At 63.4% G+C, this 18,363-nt stretch carries 15 protein-coding genes and 2 tRNA genes; 4 read left to right on the top strand and 13 right to left on the bottom strand.

Annotated features, from left to right (window positions below; translation table 11 throughout):
- Nucleotides 1-180 precede the first annotated feature (180 nt).
- Nucleotides 181-864 carry a vitamin K epoxide reductase family protein gene (locus tag VLA65_RS21305; RefSeq protein WP_306959423.1) on the top strand — a complete coding sequence of 228 codons (684 nt, stop codon included), beginning with the start codon at nucleotides 181-183 and terminating at the stop codon, nucleotides 862-864.
- Nucleotides 865-941: 77 nt separating this feature from the next.
- Here the strand turns inward: VLA65_RS21305 and ndk are convergent, their stop codons facing one another.
- The 7 genes from ndk to VLA65_RS21270 form a co-directional block, all read right to left on the bottom strand.
- Entirely contained in the window at nucleotides 942-1,361 is a 420-nt protein-coding gene (gene ndk / locus VLA65_RS21300; protein ID WP_059389360.1) for a nucleoside-diphosphate kinase, read from the bottom strand.
- A gap of 53 nt (nucleotides 1,362-1,414) precedes the next feature.
- Complete coding sequence (locus tag VLA65_RS21295) at nucleotides 1,415-1,870, bottom strand: DUF4233 domain-containing protein (protein ID WP_059389361.1); 456 nt, start codon at nucleotides 1,868-1,870, stop codon at nucleotides 1,415-1,417.
- A gap of 2 nt (nucleotides 1,871-1,872) precedes the next feature.
- Entirely contained in the window at nucleotides 1,873-3,234 is a 1,362-nt protein-coding gene (locus VLA65_RS21290; RefSeq protein ID WP_059389362.1) for a bifunctional folylpolyglutamate synthase/dihydrofolate synthase, read from the bottom strand.
- Nucleotides 3,235-3,237: 3 nt separating this feature from the next.
- Nucleotides 3,238-6,567, bottom strand: coding sequence for an isoleucine--tRNA ligase (ileS, locus tag VLA65_RS21285; RefSeq protein ID WP_332603668.1), 3,330 nt, complete (start codon nucleotides 6,565-6,567; stop codon nucleotides 3,238-3,240).
- A 335-nt stretch (nucleotides 6,568-6,902) separates the two neighbouring features.
- Complete coding sequence (locus VLA65_RS21280) at nucleotides 6,903-7,661, bottom strand: SDR family oxidoreductase (RefSeq protein WP_284991206.1); 759 nt, start codon at nucleotides 7,659-7,661, stop codon at nucleotides 6,903-6,905.
- 9 nt (nucleotides 7,662-7,670) lie between these two features.
- A complete protein-coding gene (locus tag VLA65_RS21275; RefSeq protein WP_332603667.1) occupies nucleotides 7,671-8,312 on the bottom strand; it encodes a class I SAM-dependent methyltransferase in 642 nt (213 codons plus the stop codon).
- Nucleotides 8,309-8,686, bottom strand: coding sequence for a DUF488 domain-containing protein (locus VLA65_RS21270; protein WP_284991204.1), 378 nt, complete (start codon nucleotides 8,684-8,686; stop codon nucleotides 8,309-8,311). The genes VLA65_RS21275 and VLA65_RS21270 overlap by 4 nt, the downstream gene beginning before the upstream one ends.
- 63 nt (nucleotides 8,687-8,749) lie before the next feature.
- Here VLA65_RS21270 and valS point away from each other — a divergent pair, with 63 nt between their 5' ends.
- Nucleotides 8,750-11,428: a valine--tRNA ligase gene (gene valS, locus VLA65_RS21265; protein ID WP_332603666.1), complete on the top strand. Its 2,679-nt coding sequence runs from the start codon at nucleotides 8,750-8,752 to the stop codon at nucleotides 11,426-11,428.
- A 400-nt stretch (nucleotides 11,429-11,828) separates the two neighbouring features.
- Complete coding sequence (locus VLA65_RS21260; protein WP_332603665.1) at nucleotides 11,829-12,704, top strand: Fpg/Nei family DNA glycosylase; 876 nt, start codon at nucleotides 11,829-11,831, stop codon at nucleotides 12,702-12,704.
- A gap of 34 nt (nucleotides 12,705-12,738) precedes the next feature.
- On the opposite strand, the gene VLA65_RS21255 is transcribed toward VLA65_RS21260, so the two are convergent.
- From VLA65_RS21255 to VLA65_RS21230, 6 genes are all read right to left on the bottom strand, one after another.
- Nucleotides 12,739-13,353, bottom strand: coding sequence for a mycothiol-dependent nitroreductase Rv2466c family protein (locus tag VLA65_RS21255; protein WP_059389364.1), 615 nt, complete (start codon nucleotides 13,351-13,353; stop codon nucleotides 12,739-12,741).
- A gap of 80 nt (nucleotides 13,354-13,433) precedes the next feature.
- The gene (gene clpX, locus VLA65_RS21250; protein ID WP_059389365.1) at nucleotides 13,434-14,720 is read right to left on the bottom strand and encodes an ATP-dependent Clp protease ATP-binding subunit ClpX; all 1,287 of its coding nucleotides are present in this window, start codon (nucleotides 14,718-14,720) and stop codon (nucleotides 13,434-13,436) included.
- A 184-nt stretch (nucleotides 14,721-14,904) separates the two neighbouring features.
- The gene (locus VLA65_RS21245; protein ID WP_234749864.1) at nucleotides 14,905-15,564 is read right to left on the bottom strand and encodes an ATP-dependent Clp protease proteolytic subunit; all 660 of its coding nucleotides are present in this window, start codon (nucleotides 15,562-15,564) and stop codon (nucleotides 14,905-14,907) included.
- Between the two features lie 37 nt (nucleotides 15,565-15,601).
- On the bottom strand, nucleotides 15,602-16,213 hold the full coding sequence (locus VLA65_RS21240) for an ATP-dependent Clp protease proteolytic subunit (RefSeq protein ID WP_284991226.1): 612 nt from the start codon (nucleotides 16,211-16,213) through the stop codon (nucleotides 15,602-15,604).
- Between the two features lie 242 nt (nucleotides 16,214-16,455).
- A complete protein-coding gene (tig, locus tag VLA65_RS21235; protein ID WP_059390251.1) occupies nucleotides 16,456-17,823 on the bottom strand; it encodes a trigger factor in 1,368 nt (455 codons plus the stop codon).
- A gap of 68 nt (nucleotides 17,824-17,891) precedes the next feature.
- Nucleotides 17,892-17,966: transfer RNA gene (locus VLA65_RS21230), tRNA-Pro, on the bottom strand.
- Nucleotides 17,967-18,120: 154 nt separating this feature from the next.
- On the opposite strand from VLA65_RS21230, the gene VLA65_RS21225 reads away from it, so the two are divergent.
- A tRNA-Gly gene (locus VLA65_RS21225) sits at nucleotides 18,121-18,194 on the top strand.
- Nucleotides 18,195-18,363: the final 169 nt, after the last annotated feature.

The following is an 18,363-nucleotide window of genomic DNA, read 5'->3' as shown; positions in this document are numbered from 1 at the left end:
GTGGATCGGCTTCCGGCCATGTTCATTCTCTCACACGCCCGCACTCCCGGCAGGAAGCATGCCCTGAAAGCTTCCGTGCCGCCGCCTTTGCTGGACGCGTCCTCCAGCCTCCGCGGCTAGAATCCTCCCAAGAGCAGTCCCCGGTCCTGCGCCGGGCCATCCAGAAAAGGACAGCCAACCATGCCGAGCCCCGCCAGCCCGAACCTGGCCAATAACGATGCCCGCTCCCTCAGGCAGGAGGGAACCGGCAGGCACACCGACGACGCAGCCATGCCGCGCATGGTCCGCGACCGCCCCTTTGCCTGGCTCTTGCTCGCCACCGGCGCCATCGCGTGGCTTGCGTCCGGCGCACTCGTGCTGGAAAAGCTGCAGGTTCTCATGGACCCCAACCACATAACGGCCTGCGACCTCAATCCGTGGGTGTCCTGTGGCAGCGTCATGAAAACACCGCAGAGTTCGGTTTTCGGTTTCCCCAACATGTTCATCGGGATTGTCGCCTTCGCCGTGATCATCACCACCGCCATGGCGATCTTTGCCGGGGCCAAGTTCGCCCGCTGGTATTGGATCGGACTGCAGACGGGCGTCACACTGGGGTTCATCTTCATCGTCTGGCTCTGGTCCCAGGCCCTGTATGTCATTCATATCCTGTGCCCGTTCTGCATGGTGGTGTGGGCATGCATGATCCCGCTCTTCGTCTTCGTGACCATCAGGAACGTGGCGCACGGAGTCATTCCAGCGCCCGCAGGACTGGCCAAGATCCTGAGCGAATCCGGTTGGATCATTTCCGCGCTGCTCTACGTTGGCGTGATCGCCAGTATCTTCTTTGCCTTCATCAACGTCTTCATCGGCACGTCGGGTTACTAAGCACCAAGCCGTCAACAGCGGAAGGGGCCCATGTTCGCATGAACATGGACCCCTTCCGCTTTTGGTGTGTCTGAAAACTACGCGCCGAACCAGATCTTGATCTCGCGCTCGGCGGAATCCACCGAATCGGAACCGTGGACCAGGTTCTGCTGCACAGCCAGGCCCCAGTCACGGCCGAAGTCACCGCGGATGGTGCCGGGCGCCGCCGACGTCGGGTCCGTGGTTCCAGCAAGGGAACGGAAGCCTTCGATCACGCGGTGGCCCTCGAAGATGGCAGCGACAACCGGGCCGCTGAGCATGAACTCGACCAGCGGCTCGTAGAACGGCTTGCCCAGGTGCTCTTCGTAGTGCTGCTCAAGGAGATCGCGGGTTGCGTTGACCTTCTTCAATTCGACCAAGGAGTATCCCTTGGACTCGATGCGGGCGAGGATGCTGCCGCTCAAGTTGCGGGCGACGCCGTCGGGCTTGATCAGTACAAGGGTGCGCTCAATGCTCACGGTTGCTCCAATGTTGGATGTGTGGGTTTCCCAGCCAGTTTACGGGGTTTCACTCAGGCGACGCCCGCGCTGCCCCCAGAGTCCCCGTGCGAAGCGTTCCATTCGGCTTGCTCACGATCACGCTGGGCGTTCTCGCGGTCGATTCTCATGCCGGCACGGATGCCGTACCACCAGCAGGCCGCGAACAGGACTCCCACCACGAACATCGTGGGCTCGACGAAGCCGGAAAGAATCAAGACCAGCTGCATAACCCAGCCGACCCCGATGCCCCACGGCTTGCTAAGCACGGCACAGGCCAGGATCAGGATGACGCTCAGGCTGATGCCGAAGGTCAGGATCAGGGCCGGCTGCACCTCTCCGCGCTTCAGTCCGAAGACTGCCAAGGTGGCGAAGAACGCGACGAAGGCCTCCAAAAGCAGGACGGTCGAAGCGAACATCACCTTGGTAGAGCGGCGCTTCTTGGGCATCCCGGGCCGCCATTCGCGCTGGGCTTTGGTGAGTTTGGCCATGCTCAGGAACCAACCTTCCCCAGGAGCATGCGGGCCTCCGCCACCACGGTGACGGAACCCGTGACGAGTACGCCGCCGGCCAGGTCATCATTCGCTTCGGCACGCTCCACGGCCCACTCGATCGCGTCATCCAGCTTCTCGGCAATGTGGACATTGTCCGCACCGAAGCCAAGGTCGACGGCGAGATCGGCCAGTTGCGCCGCCGGGATGGCCCTCGGCGAGCTGGACTGTGTGAAGCAGAACTCCTCTGCCAGTCCACCCAGCGATTCCTTGAGCTGCCGCAGGATTTCCTCCGCGTCCTTTTCCTTGAGGACCCCGAGGACCACCACCAGCTTGCTGAAGCTGAAGGCCTCTTCAATTGCCTCGGCCGAGACGCGGATGCCGTCAGGGTTGTGGGCCGCATCCACGATGATCGTGGGAGCGGTGCGCACCACTTCAAGACGGCCAGGCGACGTGACGCTGCCGAACGCTTCGCGCAGGAGGTCGCCGTCGAGCTCTTTTTCACCGCCACCGAAGAACGCTTCAAGCGCCGCGACCGCGACGGCCGCGTTCTCGGCCTGGTGGGCGCCGTGCAAGGGAAGCAGCAGGTCCTCATAGCGGCCCGCGAGCCCCTGGATGGTCAGGACTTGGCCTCCGACGGCAACGCTGCGGGACTCGACGCCGAATTCGACGCCTTCGAAGCGGAACGGCACCCCAACCTCGCGCGCCTTCTCAAGGAGCACCTGCGCGGCGTCCACCGGCTGGGCCGCGCTGATCAGGAAGCCGCCGGGCTTGATGATTCCGGCCTTCTCGCGCGCGATATCCTCGGTGGTATCGCCGAGGAGATCCGTGTGGTCAAGCGAAATCGGCGTCACCACGGAAACCTGTCCATCGCCCACATTCGTGGCGTCGGTGATGCCGCCGAGCCCCACTTCAATCACGGCGACGTTCACGGGTTGGTCCGCGAAGATCGCGAAGCCCAGGATGGTCAGGCACTCGAAGTACGTGAGCCTGGGCTGGCCATCCGCCTCGAGCTCCTTGTCCACGATTTCGAGGTACGGACGGATCTCGTCCCAGATCCGGACAAAGGTCTCGTCCGAAACCGGCTCGCCGTCGATGCTGATGCGCTCGGTGACCTTCGACAGGTGCGGACTCGTATAACGGCCTGTGCTCAATCCGTGGGCACGAAGCCCGGCCTCGATCATCCGGGCTGTTGAGGTCTTGCCGTTGGTGCCCGTGATGTGGATGATCGGGAACGCCTTGTTGGGCTCCCCCAGCACATCCATCGCCCGGTACAGGGGCGCGAGCCGCGGCTCCATTTTGTTTTCCGGGGCGCGGCCCAGGAGTTCGGCGTAGACGCTTTCTACGGAGAATTCGTCGCTCATGTACTAGGCCTCGATCTTGGTAACGGTGATCTGCGGCTCGGCGGCGTCGCCGGAGACGACGGGGTCGAGCTTGAGGGACAGGGTTTCGGTCTTGACCAGCTCTTCGTTGGCGCGCAAGGCGTCAACGACGTCGTGGACGGCCAGGACCGTGGTGTGGATGCGGTCACTGACGTTCAGTCCTGCGTCCTTGCGGGCCTGCTGGATGGCGCGGACCATGTCCCGCGCCAGGCCTTCGGCTGCCAGTTCCGGAGTGACTTCGGTGTTCAGGACCACGAAGCCGCCGCCCGGAAGGACAGCGACGGCCGCGGACGAGCCGTCAGCAGATTCCGCGACGACAGTCTCGAGCGTGTACTCCTGCGGTTCCAGCTCGAGGCCGCCCGCCGTGACCACTCCCGCATCGGAAACAGACCAGTCGCCGGACTTGGAACCCTTGATGGCCTGCTGGACGTTCTTGCCCAGTCGCGGACCTGCCGCGCGGGCATTGACCACGAGTTTCTGCTCGATGCCGAATTCCTCCGGCGACGCCGTGGCGGCGTCGAGGAGGCGCACGGAACGCAGGTTCAGTTCATCCGCGACGACGGCGGCGAAGCCTGCCAGCGCATCAGCACCGGGTGCCACCACAGTGAGTTCCTGCAGCGGCAAGCGAACGCGGAGGTTGGCGGCCTTGCGCAGGCTGGAACCGGTGGAGCAGATCTGCTGGACCCGGTCCATCGCCTCGACGAGTTCCGGGTTCGCCGGGAACAGCGACGCCTCGGGCCAGTCAGCCAAGTGCACGGAGCGCCCGCCGGTCAGGCCGCGCCAGATCTCCTCGGAAACCAAAGGAAGGAGCGACGCCGAGACTCGGCAGACCGCTTCGAGCGCCGTGTAGAGGGCGTCGAAGGCGTCGGTGTTCTCGTCGAAGAAGCGCTGGCGGCTGCGGCGGACATACCAGTTGGTGAGCATATCCAGGTAGCTGCGCAGTTCATCGCAAGCCCCGGAAATGTCGTATTGGTCCAGGCTGGAGGTGACGTTGCGGACGAGGTCACCGGTGTTTGCCAGCAAGTACTGGTCCATGGTGTCCGTGTAGCCGTCGTAGCGCGGCTTGGCGTCATAGCCGGCGGCTGTCCCATCCACTGTGTGGGAAGCGTTCGTGTACAGCGTGAAGAAGCTGTACACGTTCCACAGCGGCAGGATGACTTGGCGGACGCCGTCGCGGATTCCCTGTTCGGTGACCACGAGGTTGCCGCCGCGCAGGATGGGGCTGGACATCAGGAACCAGCGCATGGCGTCGGAGCCGTCGCGGTCCAGGACCTCGGAGACGTCCGGGTAGTTGCGCAGGCTCTTGGACATCTTTTGCCCGTCCGAACCCAGCACGATGCCATGGCTGATCACATTGCGGAAGGCCGGCCGGTCGAAGAGTGCCGTGGACAGGATGTGCAGCATGTAGAACCAGCCGCGGGTCTGCCCGATGTACTCGACGATGAAGTCGGCAGGGTTGTGGGTGTCGAACCATTCCTCGTTCTGGAACGGATAGTGCACTTGGCCGTAGGGCATGGAGCCCGAGTCGAACCAGACATCCAGGACGTCCTCCACCCGGCGCATGGTGGACTGGCCCTCTTCAGGCGAGCGCGGGTCGTCCGGGTTGGGCCGGGTCAGTTCGTCGATGAACGGGCGGTGCAGGTCGACCTGGCCGTCGTTGTTCATCGGAAGGCGGCCGAAATCGGCCTCCATCTCGGCGAGGGAGCCGTAAACGTCCGTGCGCGGGTACTCGGGGTCGTCGGACTGCCACACCGGGATGGGCGAGCCCCAGTAGCGGTTGCGGCTGATGGACCAGTCGCGGGCGTTGGCCAGCCACTTGCCGAACTGTCCGTCCTTGACGTTGCCCGGGATCCAGTTGATCTCCTGGTTCAGTTCGGACATCCGGTCCTTGAACTTGGTGACCTCCACGTACCAGGAGGACACGGCACGGTAGATCAGGGGGTTGCGGCAGCGCCAGCAGTGCGGGTAGCTGTGCTCGTAACTGGCCTGGCGAACCAAGCGACCGCCGGAACGCAGTGCCTGGGTGATCGGCTTGTTGGCATCGAACACCTGCAGCCCGGAGATTTCGGCGAGCGGTCCGTGCGCGAACAGGTGGAGGAACTTGGCGCCCTCGTCGACGGAAAGGACCACGGGGATGCCCGCGTCCTCACAGACTTTCTGGTCGTCCTCGCCGTAGGCCGGAGCCTGGTGGACGATGCCCGTACCGTCGGTGGTGGTGACGTAGTCCGCCACGAGGAAACGCCAGGCGTTCTGGGTGCCGTACTTCTCGGTATCGGAGAAGTAGTCCCAGAGCGGCTCGTACTCCAGGCCGGCCAACTCGGTGCCCGTGTAGCTTGCCGTGACGGCGGCGGTAGCGGCAGCACCGTCGTCGTACCCCAGATCCTTGGCGTAGGTGCCGAGAAGATCGGCGGCCAGCAGGAAGCTGCCCTTCACCGGAGCCTCCGCGGAGGCGGCCTTGATCCCGTTGGGACCGGCCGGAACCACCGCGTAAGAAATGTCGGGCCCGACGGCGAGCGCCAGGTTGGTGGGCAGCGTCCAGGGGGTCGTGGTCCACGCGAGCGCCTGCACGCCTTCAAGGGACTTGGAGAGTTCCGACTCCCCTGCCTTGATGGGGAAGGTCACGGTGACGGTCTGGTCCTGGCGGTTCTTGTAGACATCGTCATCCATGCGCAACTCATGGTTGGACAGCGGCGTCTCGTCCTTCCAGCAGTACGGCAGGACGCGGTACCCGTTGTAGGTGAGGCCCTTCTCGTGGAGCTGCTTGAAGGCCCAAAGGACAGACTCCATGTACTCGACGTTGAGGGTCTTGTAGTCGTTGTCGAAGTCCACCCAGCGTGCCTGCCGTGTGACGTAGCTCTTCCATTCGTCCGCGTACTTCATGACCGAGGCGCGGCAGGCGTCGTTGAATTTGTCTATGCCCATCGCTTCGATCTGGGTCTTGTCCGTCATGCCCAGTTGCTTCATGGCCTCGAGTTCCGCGGGCAAGCCGTGGGTGTCCCAGCCGAAACGCCGTTCGACGCGCTTGCCGCGCTGGGTCTGGTAGCGGCCCACCAGGTCCTTGGCGTAGCCGGTCAGGAGGTGGCCGTAGTGGGGCAGTCCATTGGCGAAGGGAGGACCGTCATAGAAGACGAACTCGTTACTGCCGGGGTGCCCTCCGGGCAGGTCCGCGCTGCGGTTGTCGATGCTGGCTTGGAAGGTGCCGTCTTCATCCCAGTACTTGAGGATGCGCTCTTCGATCTCCGGGAACTTCACGGAGGCGGACACCCCTCGCGGGGTGCCGGAGAGAGCTGTGGAGGCCTTGGGGTAATACGTCATCTCTTCATCCTGGGTTGAGCCGGTGAACACAAAGTTTCATTCAGGATGCGAGGACGGCGCCAGCTGCGTTGTTTCCAACAGCGCCGGTACCGCGGTACCACCTCACTTACCGCCGCTGGCGCGGCCCCTTCGAAGAGGAGCTGTTCCGGCGTCGGCCGCTCATTGCTGCTGTGACGGGCTTACCCGTCCGGTTCTACTGACCCCCGGGGTGGCAGGGGCGTTCTTCCGGAAGCTCACCGGTGATGTCCGGGTCAAAGCTTGTGGCACAAGTCTAGCGGCAGCGGCACTGCGAGCTCCACTTGGGCTGCCGCGCGGGAGCCGGCGACGCCGGTACCTTAGCCCTTGCGGATCAACTTGTGGGTAGCGGCCTGCGCCACCGGGCGGACGATGATCTCGTCCAGGTTGATGTGGTGCGGCAATGAGACCGCGTACTTGACGACGTCGGCGACGTCCTCCGGGGTGAGCGGCTTCTCGACACCGGCGTATACCTTGGCTGCCGCGGTGGCATCGCCGAGGCGGTTGAGAGCGAATTCCTCCGTGCGGACGAGGCCGGGTGCCACCTCAATGACGCGGATGTTGTTCTCGGCTTCCTCCAGGCGCAGGGCGCCGGTCATGGCGTGCTGGGCGAACTTTGCCGCGTTGTACCCGCCGCCGCCTTCGTAGGCCGTGAATCCCGCCGTCGACGTCAGGTTCAAAACGGTGCCCTCGCCGTTGGCCCGCAGCATCGGGAGGAAGGCCCGGGTCAGCTTCAGGGTGCCGAGCACGTTGACTTGGTACATCCAGTCCCAGTCCTCGGTCTGGGCATTGGCCAGGGTGTCGGCGCCCCGCGCACCGCCGGCAATGTTGATGAGCGTGTCCGCTCCCCCTGCCTCGGTGACGGCTGAGAGCAAGGCCGCGACGTCGTCGTCGTTGGTGATGTCCGCGGCGAACGGCACTGCGCCGCTCTCGGCGCCGAGTGCCTCAAGCCGCTCGGCACGGCGGGCGACGGCGAATACCTTCCAACCCTCGGCGGTGAGGGCCCTCACCGTGGCTTCGCCGATTCCCGTGCTGGCGCCGGTCACTACTGCGGTCTTCGTCTGTACTTCCTCAGTCATGGCACCACCCTAACGCGGTTCACCGGGAGAAACCGCACGCCCAAGGATGTGGGCGATCGACGGAGACAGCGGGCCGGCGGAGAAGCCGAAACGCTCACTGTGCAGCACCTGGAAGCCGGCTGCGCCGATCGCGTGCAGGGTGTTGCGGTTGGGATGGCAGCCTCCGGCCATGTGCTTCCAGGCCGGAGTGAGCAGATCCTCGACGGCCGCGAGAAACTGCTTGTCCGAGCGCACGTGCTCGTAGAACGCCAAGGTTCCGCCGGGCCGAAGCACCCGGCGGATTTCCGCTAGCGCGTCCGCCTGGTCCGCGACGCTACAGAGGACAAGGCTGACTACGACGGCGTCCGCCTCGCCGTCGGCCGCTGGAATGTTTTCGGCGGTTCCGGGAACAACCGTGACCGGCACTGCGGCAAGCCCTGCCTTGGCTCCAGCAAGTTCCCTGAGGTAGTCATCAGGTTCAACCGCGAGGACACTTTCCACGGTGGCCGGGTACAGGCCGAACGACGAGCCCTCGCCGGCGCCGACCTCGATGACGCGGCCTCGCAGGCCAGCCAGCAGGGTGCGCCGGTGTTCGGTGCCGCCGCGCAGGTTTATCGCCGGAACCGCCCGGGCGTAGGCCCGCGCGAAGCGCGGATGCTGCGGCGTGGTCATGTGTCCGTCTTGGCGGCGCCCAGCAGAAACTCCACCAGGACGCGGGCGTGATTGATTTCAGGGTCCCTGGCGCCGTAGAGCAGCGTGACGCGCTTTTCCGCGGCCGCCAGCTCCAGCAGCTGCTCCACGGCGGGATTCTGTTCCAGCTCAGCCTGGTACGAGCGGCGGAAGTCCTCGAATCGCTCCTGCATATGGGCAAACTCGGTACGGAGGGGCGGCGAGGGAGCGATCTCCTTGAGCCAGAGATCCAGGTGGGCGCGTTCCTTGGATACCCCTCGCGGCCACAGCCTGTCGACCAGAACCCGGTAGCCGTCGTCGTCCGCTGCTTCGTCATAGATGCGCTTGATAACCAAAACGTCCTTGAGTTCCGTCATGGCCCGCATGCTACTGCACCCCTGCGTGCCACGGAACAAAGGGCGCCATGAAACAATTGGCCCATGGCTGAATCAACGCAGGGTACAGACACGCCCGCCACCGCCCCCATCAACGTTCCCGATAAGCCGGCCCTTGAAGGCCTCGAGGCTGCCCTGACGCAGCGCTGGCTGGACGAAGGAACCTACAAGTTCAACCCGGACACCACCCGGGAGCAGGTCTACTCGATCGACACTCCCCCGCCCACCGCATCCGGTTCGCTCCACGTGGGCCACATGTTCTCGTTCACGCAGACGGATGTCCAGGCCCGCTACATGCGCATGACCGGCAAGAACGTCTTCTACCCGATGGGCTGGGACGACAACGGGCTGCCTACCGAGCGCCGCGTCCAGAACTACTACGGCGTCCGCTGCGATCCCGCCATTCCCTACAACGCCGACTACCGCCCGCCGGCACAGCCGGCCAAGAACCAGCGCGATTTCGACGTCGTCTCGCGCCAGAACTTCATCGAACTCTGCGAGGAACTCGCCGTCGAAGACGAAAAGGTCTTCGAGAACCTGTTCCAGACACTCGGCCTGTCCGTTGACTGGGACCTCACCTACCGCACCATCGACGACACCTCCCGTGCGGTGTCCCAGCGTGCCTTCCTCGCGAACCTGAACGCCGGTGACGCCTACATGGCCGAGGCCCCCACCCTGTGGGACGTGACGTTCCGTACCGCCGTCGCGCAGGCCGAACTCGAGGACCGCGAGGTTGCCGGCGCGTACTACCGCTACCCTTTCTTCACCGCTGACGGCGAGAAGATCTACATCGAGACAACACGTCCGGAACTCCTCGCCGCGTGCGCCGCGTTGGTGGCGAACCCCGACGACGAGCGCTACCAGCCGCTGTTCGGCAAGACCGTCACGTCTCCCCTGTTCGACGTCGAACTCGAGGTCAAAGCCCATCCGCTCGCCAAGGCGGACAAGGGTTCCGGCATCGCCATGGTCTGTACCTTCGGCGACCTGACCGACGTCACCTGGTGGCGCGAGCTGCAGTTGCCCACCCGCGCCATCATGGGCCGCGACGGCCGCATCATCGCCGAGACACCCGAGTGGATCACCACCGACGCCGGCAAGGAAGCCTACGCGGCGATTGCCGGCAAGACTGCGTTCTCTGCCAAGGAGGCGGTGGTCGAGCTTCTCGCCGCCGCCGATTTGCTGGATGGCGAGCCCAAGAAGATCACGCACCCCGTGAACTTCTTCGAGAAGGGCGACAAGCCCCTTGAAGTTGTCACCTCGCGCCAGTGGTACATCCGCAATGGCGGACGGGACGAAGACCGCCGCGAGCGGTTGATCGCGCGCGGACACGAGATCGAATTCCACCCGTCGTTCATGCGTTCCCGCTACGAGAACTGGATTTCCGGGCTGAACGGTGACTGGCTCGTTTCACGCCAGCGATTCTTCGGTGTGCCGATCCCCGTCTGGTACCCGCTGGATGCCCAGGGCAACCCGGACTACGAGAACCCGATCCTGCCGTCCGACGAGTCCCTTCCCGTGGACCCTGCGGCGGACGCGGCCCCCGGCTTCGACGAGTCCCAGCGCGAGCAGCCCAATGGCTTCATCGGCGACGCGGATGTCCTGGACACCTGGGCCACGTCTTCGCTGACCCCGCAGATCGTGGGCGGCTGGAGCCGTGACGAGGAACTGTTCGGCAAGGTCTACCCCTTCGACCTCCGTCCGCAGGGCCACGACATCATCCGCACCTGGCTCTTCTCCTCGGCCGTGCGGGCAGATGCCCTGCAGGACAGCGCGCCGTGGAAGCACGCCGCCATCTCGGGCTGGATCCTGGACCCGGACCGCAAGAAGATGTCCAAGTCCAAGGGCAACGTGGTTGTTCCCACCGACGTCCTGAACGAATTCGGCTCCGACGCCGTCCGTTACTGGGCCGCCTCGGCCAAGCTCGGCGCCGACACCGCCTACGAGATCGCCCAGATGAAGATCGGCCGCCGCCTGGCCATCAAGCTGCTCAATGCCTCCAAGTTCGTGTTGAACCTGGGCGCCACGGAGAACTCGGTGGTCGGCGCGGACCTTTCCGTCCTGAGCAACCCCGGGGTTGGTCTCCCCCACGCGGAAAAAACGCCCGCGTGGGGACCCCTGACCAACCCCTTGGACCGGGCATTGCTCGCGCAGCTGGCCGATGTCGTGGCACAGTCCACCAAGGCGTTCGACAACTACGACTACGCCCGCGCCCTGCAGATCACGGAATCGTTCTTCTGGCAGTTCACGGACGACTACGTGGAGCTCATCAAGGACCGCGCCTACGGTGCGGCCGGCGAGACCGAGCAGGCATCCGTGCTTGCTGCCCTTGCCACCACGCTGGATGCGCTGTTGCGCCTGTTCGCGCCGTTCCTGCCCTTCGCCACCGAAGAGGTCTGGAGCTGGTGGCGCACGGGTTCGGTCCACCGCGCGGCGTGGCCTGCAGCCGTGGAGATCGTCGACGGCGACACCACCATGCTGGGCACCGTCGGCATCGCGCTGAGCGGCATCCGCAAGGCCAAGTCCGAGGCCAAGGTCAAGCAGCGCACCGAGGTCCTGTCGGCCACGATCACCGCTACCGAGTCGTTTGTGGCACAGCTGGAAGCCGGACTGGGAGACCTGAAGGCCGCGGCCAACGCCCAGGAGATTTCACTGGTAGCCGGGGACGGCGAACTCACCGTGAGCGACGTAGTCCTGGCGCCTGCCGAGGAGCCCGCCCAGGCGTAGTTTGGAAGAGCCCGGGAGTTTTTCCGGGCCGCCCGGGAAGTTCCAGGCACTTGGGATTTCAGGGCAAAGGGGAAGCCCCATCAGCGTTTAGCCGTTGGTGGGGCTTCGACTTTTCGGCTGCCCGGTGACGTCTTGGCAGTCTGGCGGAATCCTCGGACTTTCAGGTCTTCCTACCTCGTCACTGGTAGCTTGCATCCAACTTTGCCGAAGGCTGCGTCAGATGCATATCACTGAATCTCTGGTTTCCGTGTCCCTCTTCTTCCGAAGTGGGTAAGTTCTATTCTTGACCCGCTCCCCGGCCAGCACAAGCCCCCTTCACGAACTACTGGCATGTAATTCGGACGCCTCGCTGCGGGCCTCCGGGGTTCTGGGTGCCGGTGCTTTGTGGCACAGTGTTGCTATGCCAGAACTTCCCGAGGTGGCCGGGCTGACTGCCTTTCTGGGCAGGAATCTTCTCGGTGCCGAACTGACGAAGATCCAGATCACCTCTTTTGCCGTGCTGAAGACAGCCGATCCCCCTTACTCAGCGCTGGAGGGTCGCAAGATCGTCGGTGTGGAACGCTTCGGAAAGTTCGTCAGCCTCGACGCCGAAGGCATCCATTTCATCTTCCACCTCGCCAAGGCCGGGTGGCTCCGCTACACGGAACAGCCATCGCAGACCCAGCTTCGGATGGGCGGCAGCAATATCGCGGCAAGGATTGGCTTCACCAAGAGCGACGGTTCAACCCACGTCGGAGTGGACCTGACGGAAGCCGGGACGAAGAAAAGCCTGGCCGTATACGTGGTGCGCAACCCCCTGGACGTTCCGGGAATAGCGACACTTGGCCCGGACCCGCTGAGCCCGGCCTTCACGGAGGAGACCTTGGCCGGAATCCTTTCCACAAACGCGCACCAGATCAAGGGAGTCCTTCGGAGCCAAGGCGTCATCGCGGGCATCGGGAACGCCTATAGCGACGAGATCCTTCACGCAGCCAGGATTTCACCGTTCGCGATCGCCAAGTCGCTGGACAAGGACACCACCCGTGTCCTCTATGAGTCCATCGAAAGCGTCCTGGGTGCGGCTGTGGCCGCCGCCGTCGGGAAAGCGTCAAGCGAACTCAAGGACACCAAGCGGAACACCATGCGGGTCCACGGCAGGGCGGGCCAGCCTTGCCCCGTGTGCGGGACCACGATCCGCGAGGTGTCCTTTGCCGACACGTCATTGCAGTATTGCCCTGGCTGCCAGACAAACGGAAAGATCCTCGCAGACCGTCGAACGTCGCGGTTCCTGAAATAGCCTGGCCCACGGCTCAAGCTGGTTGAATTCCGGGCTAGTTGAATTCCGGGCTTTCCGTGCGGCTGCGCTTGAGTTCGAAGAAGTGCGGGTACCCGGCCAAGGTGACCGTGGCGTCCCAGATCCGGCCGGCTTCCTCGCCACGGGGAATACGGGTGAGGACAGGACCGAAGAAGGCCGTGCCGTTGACGGCGACCACGGGGGTGCCAACATCCTGGCCCACCAAGGAGATCCCCGATTCATGGCTTGCACGCAGCTGGACGTCGTATTCCTCGGAATCGGCGAAGCGTGCCAACTCGGCGGGAAGGCCGGTTTCAGCCAGGGCCTTCGAGATGACCTCGGCGAAATCCTTGATGCCTTCGTGGTGGATGAGGGACCCCATCGCGTCGTACAACGGCTTGACGTATTCGTCTCCGTGCAGCTCGCGGGCGGCAATGATGACCCGGACAGGTCCCCAGCCCTGCTTCATCTTCTCGGTGTATTCGGCAGGCAGTTCGCGGCCTTCGTTGAGGACCGAGAGACTCATGACGTTCCAGTTGGTCTCGATGCCGCGGACGTCTTCCACTTCACCGATCCAGCGGGATGTCACCCAGGCAAATGGGCACATCGGATCGAACCAGAAATCGACCTTGTTGGCGGTCTGCTCGGGCACAGGGAACTCCTTCGATAGGCGTAAGGGGCGCGGGTAGGCGGACGAAAACGGTGTCCGGCACCAATCATGCCAACCTCTGGCTAGGCGGACTTATTCCGACGCTTCGCAATGACCTCGTGCGCGATCATGGTGGGCTGGCCCTTCTTGTTCACGGCATCGGCAGTGATGACGACGCTGGCGATGTCGTCCCTGCTTGGCAGGTCGAACATGACCGGTAGCAGCACTTCCTCCATGATGGCACGCAGGCCGCGGGCTCCGGTGCCACGTTCAAGGGCTTGGTCCGCGATCGAGTCCAGGGCGTCGTCGTCGAACAAAAGCTCCACGCCGTCCAGCTGGAACATCTTCTGGTACTGCTTGATCAGGGCGTTCTTGGGCTTGGAGAGAATCTGGATGAGCGCGGAACGGTCAAGGTTGGACACAGTGGTGATCACGGGCAGGCGCCCGATGAATTCGGGAATCAGCCCGAACTTGAGCAGATCCTCCGGCATCACCTCGCCGTAGCTGTCCGCGTTGTCCTTGACCTCGTTGAGCGGGGCCCCGAAGCCTATGCCTTTGCGGCCGGACCGCGATCCAATGATGTCCTCGAGCCCGGCGAACGCACCGGCCACAATGAACAGCACGTTGGTGGTGTCGATCTGGATGAATTCCTGATGCGGGTGTTTGCGTCCGCCCTGGGGCGGAACCGAGGCCACTGTGCCTTCGAGGATCTTGAGAAGCGCCTGCTGCACACCCTCGCCGGACACATCGCGCGTGATGGACGGATTCTCGCTCTTGCGCGAAATCTTGTCGATCTCGTCGATGTAGATGATGCCTTGTTCGGCCTTCTTGACGTCGTAGTCGGCGGCCTGGATGAGCTTCAGGAGGATGTTTTCGACGTCTTCGCCAACGTAACCGGCCTCCGTCAGGGCCGTGGCGTCGGCAACAGCGAAGGGTACGTTCAGGCGGCGGGCAAGGGTTTGTGCCAAGTAGGTCTTGCCGCAGCCGGTGGGACCGATCAGCAGGATGTTGGACTTGGCGATCTCCACGTCCTCATGGTGTCCACCTTCACCGAGGCCGGTCTTCGGTGCGTGGCCCGCCTGGATGCGCTTGTAGTGGTTGTAGACCGCGACGGCGAGGGAGCGTTTCGCGGGCTCCTGCCCAATGACGTATTCCTGGAGGAAGTCGAAGATCTCCCGCGGCTTGGGCAACTCGAAGCTACCGAGATCCGATACTTCGGCGAGCTCCTCTTCGATGATCTCGTTGCAGAGTTCGATGCACTCGTCGCAGATGTACACGCCGGGCCCGGCAATCAGCTTCCGAACCTGCTTTTGGCTCTTTCCGCAGAAAGAACACTTCAGCAGATCCGTGCTCTCGCCAATCCGAGCCATGTGGGAATCCCTTCGTTTCATGCGGGTGGTGCAGCCCCGTACCTATCCGCGATTTCGCGCCGATCGCAGCGGGGGCGCCACCATGACAACTTCCACTGTAGGACACAATGGGCTGCTTGGGTTGAAACAGAACGCCGATGCGGTCCATATTTCCTGAACCGCACCGGCGTCGAGTTTTGGCCAGTTACCTGGCGATAGCCTGGGGCTTGATCTTGCGGGAATCGAGCACCTGGTCGATCAATCCGTAGTTCATTGCCTCGGCAGCGGTGAGGATCTTGTCGCGCTCGATATCGTTGTTGACCTGTTCCGGCGTCCGACCGGAGTGCTTGGCCAGCGTGTCCTCAAGCCATGAGCGCATGCGCATGACTTCTGCGGCCTGGATCTCGAGGTCGGAAGCCTGGCCCCCTTGGCCGCCGGACAGCGACGGCTGGTGGATCAGGACCCGGGCGTTGGGCAGGGCGAGGCGTTTGCCCGCCGTACCTGCCGCGAGCAGCACAGCCGCCGCGCTGGCCGCCTGGCCGAGGCACACGGTCTGGATCTCCGGACGAATGTACGTCATCGTGTCGTAGATCGCCGTCATGGCCGTGAACGAGCCACCCGGCGAGTTGATGTACAACGTGATGTCGCGGTCCGGGTCCGTGGACTCGAGCACCAGCAGCTGGGCCATGATGTCGTCGGCAGAAGCGTCGTCAACCTGCACACCGAGAAAGATGATGCGGTCCTCGAAGAGTTTCGTGTACGGGTCCTGGCGCTTGAAGCCGTAGGGCGTGCGCTCCTCGAACTGCGGGAGGACGTAGCGGCTGGACGGGAGATTACCGGCAGACCATCCAAAGTTGTAGTTCATTTTCATTGCTCCTGATCTGAATGTTTCTTGGTGCCGGTTACTTCTCGGAATTCGACGAGTTGGCCGTTCCGCCGCCACCGGCCACAGAGCCTGCGTGGGCGGAGATCTTGTCGAAGAAGCCGTACTCGAGCGCTTCGGTGGCCGTGAACCACTTGTCGCGGTCGTTGTCCTTGAGGATGGTCTCCACGGTCTGTCCGGTCTGTTCGGCTGTCAGCTCGGCCATGACCTTCTTCATGTGAAGGATCAGCTCCGCCTGGATCTTGATGTCCGACGCCGTGCCACCGATGCCGCCGGAAGGCTGGTGCATCAGGATGCGGGCGTTGGGCGTGGCGTAGCGCTTGCCCTTGGTGCCCGAGGAAAGGAGGAACTGGCCCATGGAGGCCGCGAGGCCGGTGGCAACCGTCACGACGTCGTTCGGGATGAACTGCATGGTGTCGTAGATAGCCATGCCGGCGGTCACGGAGCCGCCAGGCGAGTTGATGTAGAGGTAGATGTCCTTCTCAGGGTCTTCAGCCGAGAGGAGGAGGAGCTGGGAGCAGATCGCGTTGGCGTTTTCGTCACGGACTTCGGATCCGAGCCAGATGATGCGCTCTTTCAGCAGGCGGTTGTAGATGTAGTTGTCCTGGGCCGCTGGATCGACGGTTGCCATCCTGGGGGCCTCTGCGTGCTGTGACATAAGTACTTACCTCTCGCTGGTGACAGGGCCATTGCTGAACTTGCCATCCCTGATCTTCACTACTTGGACACTAACCGTTTTCCACGGCGATTTGTTCTCCCAAATCGCGCTGTTCGCTGACGGCGCACGATTGCGGAAGGGCGTACTTTGCACGGTTCCGGGGCTTAAACCAAGCCGCCCCCGGATCCATGATCCGGGGGCGGCTTGAGTTGAAACTAGAACTTCACTGCGGCGGGGTCGTCGCTCGGAACAACAGCTGCCTCTTCGGCTTCCTCGACGGAGGCCTCTTCGCCCGCGGGGCGCACGAAGTCGCTGAGGTCGACCTTGTTGCCCTCGGAGTCGACAACCTCGGCCTGGCCGAGGACAACTGCGAGAGCCTTACGGCGGCGGACCTCGGAAACCATCATGGGAACCTGGCCGCTCTGATCGATGATCTGGGCGAACTGGTTCGGGTCCATGCCGTACTGGCTTGCCGTGGTGACGATGTAGTCGATCAGCTCGTTCTGGCTGACGCTCACTTCTTCCTTGTCGGCAATGGCGTCAAGGATGATCTCGTTCTGGAAGGCACGGGCGGTGTTGGCCTTGACCTCGGCGCGGTGTTCCTCGGTGTCGTGATCGCCTTCACCGTGGGCGTTCTCCGGGTTGAAGTGCGCTTCGAGCTGCTCTTCGACTACAGAGTCCGGAACCGGAACCTCGATGAGCTCCACGAGCTTGTCCAGGACCTTGTCACGGGCTTCGACGCCCTGGCCGACGACCTTGGACTCAGCGGCCTGCTTGGCAAGGTCTTCACGCAGTTCGGCGAGGGTGTCGAACTCGGATGCCAACTGGGCGAAGTCGTCGTTGGCCTCAGGAAGCTCGCGCTCCTTGACGGTCTTGACAACAACCTTGACCTGGGCTGCTTCGCCGGCGTGCTCGCCGCCAACCAGGGTGGTGTCGAAGATTGCTTCTTCTTCGGCAGAAAGGCCGGTGACGGCCTCATCGAGGCCTTCAAGCATGGTGCCTGCGCCAACCTGGTAGGACAGGCCGGTGGCGGAGTCGATCTCAGCGCCGTCGATCGTGGCGGTGATGTCGATGGTCAGGAAGTCACCATCGGCGGCCGGGCGGTCAACGGACTTCAGCGTGCCGAAGCGGCCGCGGAGCTCGTCGAGGGCCTTGTCGACGTCGGCGTCGGAGGAATCGGCTGCGGCAACCTCTACCTTGATGCCGGCGTAGTCGGGGAGCTCAACCTCGGGACGGACGTCGATCTCAACCTGGAACTTCAGTTCACCGTCGGTCGAGGACGGGTCCGGAACCTCGGTGATCTCAACCTCGGGACGGCTCAGCGGACGGAGGCCGGCTTCCTGGACGGCAGCCTGGTACCAGCCGTTGAGGCCATCGTTGATGGCGGTCTCCAGGACGTAGCCGCGGCCAACGCGCTGGTCAACCAGCTTGGAGGGAACCTTGCCCTTGCGGAACCCGGGAACCTGGATCTGCGAAGCAACGGTCTTGTAAGCGGCATCGATGCTCGGCTTCAGTTCCTCAAAGGGAACCTCAACGTTGAGCTTGACCCGCGTGGCGGTGAGGTTCTCGACAGCGCTCTTCACAGTCTAAGTACTCCTGGTTTTGTGGGATGGGGTTCTGCCGCGTTCCGGATCGGAACAGGCACACAGAGTCGGGGTGACAGGATTTGAACCTGCGACTTCCTGCTCCCAAAGCAGGCGCTCTAGCCAAGCTGAGCTACACCCCGTGAATGCACAGGACAGTCTACGGGCATCTCGCCGGAGAATGCACATTTGACACTTGGCCCCTGAATTAGGTTTAGTTATATCCGGCTTCAACAGCCGCCGGAAAGATGCACGGAACCCTCTGATGGATTCGTAGAGACCCATGCAGCCTCGCCCGGGGACGTAGCTTAATGGTAAAGCCTCAGTCTTCCAAACTGATTACGCGGGTTCGATTCCCGTCGTCCCCTCCACAGAACGAAGGGCCCCTCCATGAGGGGCCCTTCGTGTTTCCGCCTGTTTGCGGGGTTATAGGACAAAACGTGTGTAAATCCCGCGCGTGTCACGTGCGTCCTGCCCAACCTTTGCGGGCCCAGAGGCCTTCCTCTGCGGTGGCTGTGTTGCCGTATTCCTCGGGTCCGT

The sequence above is a fragment of the Arthrobacter sp. S2(2024) genome, assembly GCF_036662515.1.
Classification (GTDB): Bacteria; Actinomycetota; Actinomycetes; order Actinomycetales; family Micrococcaceae; genus Arthrobacter.
This window is presented reverse-complemented; position numbering and strand designations above follow the sequence as displayed.

Excerpts from the sequence above, each read along its gene's own strand:
- VLA65_RS21305 (WP_306959423.1), top strand. The coding sequence starts at position 181 with ATGCCGAGCCCCGCCAGCCCGAACCTGGCCAATAACGATGCCCGCTCC.
- VLA65_RS21295 (WP_059389361.1), bottom strand. The coding sequence starts at position 1,870 with ATGGCCAAACTCACCAAAGCCCAGCGCGAATGGCGGCCCGGGATGCCC.
- VLA65_RS21290 (WP_059389362.1), bottom strand. The coding sequence starts at position 3,234 with ATGAGCGACGAATTCTCCGTAGAAAGCGTCTACGCCGAACTCCTGGGC.
- ileS (WP_332603668.1), bottom strand. The coding sequence starts at position 6,567 with ATGACGTATTACCCCAAGGCCTCCACAGCTCTCTCCGGCACCCCGCGA.
- VLA65_RS21280 (WP_284991206.1), bottom strand. The coding sequence starts at position 7,661 with ATGACTGAGGAAGTACAGACGAAGACCGCAGTAGTGACCGGCGCCAGC.
- VLA65_RS21275 (WP_332603667.1), bottom strand. The coding sequence starts at position 8,312 with ATGACCACGCCGCAGCATCCGCGCTTCGCGCGGGCCTACGCCCGGGCG.
- VLA65_RS21270 (WP_284991204.1), bottom strand. The coding sequence starts at position 8,686 with ATGACGGAACTCAAGGACGTTTTGGTTATCAAGCGCATCTATGACGAA.
- valS (WP_332603666.1), top strand. The coding sequence starts at position 8,750 with ATGGCTGAATCAACGCAGGGTACAGACACGCCCGCCACCGCCCCCATC.
- VLA65_RS21260 (WP_332603665.1), top strand. The coding sequence starts at position 11,829 with ATGCCAGAACTTCCCGAGGTGGCCGGGCTGACTGCCTTTCTGGGCAGG.
- clpX (WP_059389365.1), bottom strand. The coding sequence starts at position 14,720 with ATGGCTCGGATTGGCGAGAGCACGGATCTGCTGAAGTGTTCTTTCTGC.
- VLA65_RS21245 (WP_234749864.1), bottom strand. The coding sequence starts at position 15,564 with ATGAACTACAACTTTGGATGGTCTGCCGGTAATCTCCCGTCCAGCCGC.
- VLA65_RS21240 (WP_284991226.1), bottom strand. The coding sequence starts at position 16,213 with ATGGCAACCGTCGATCCAGCGGCCCAGGACAACTACATCTACAACCGC.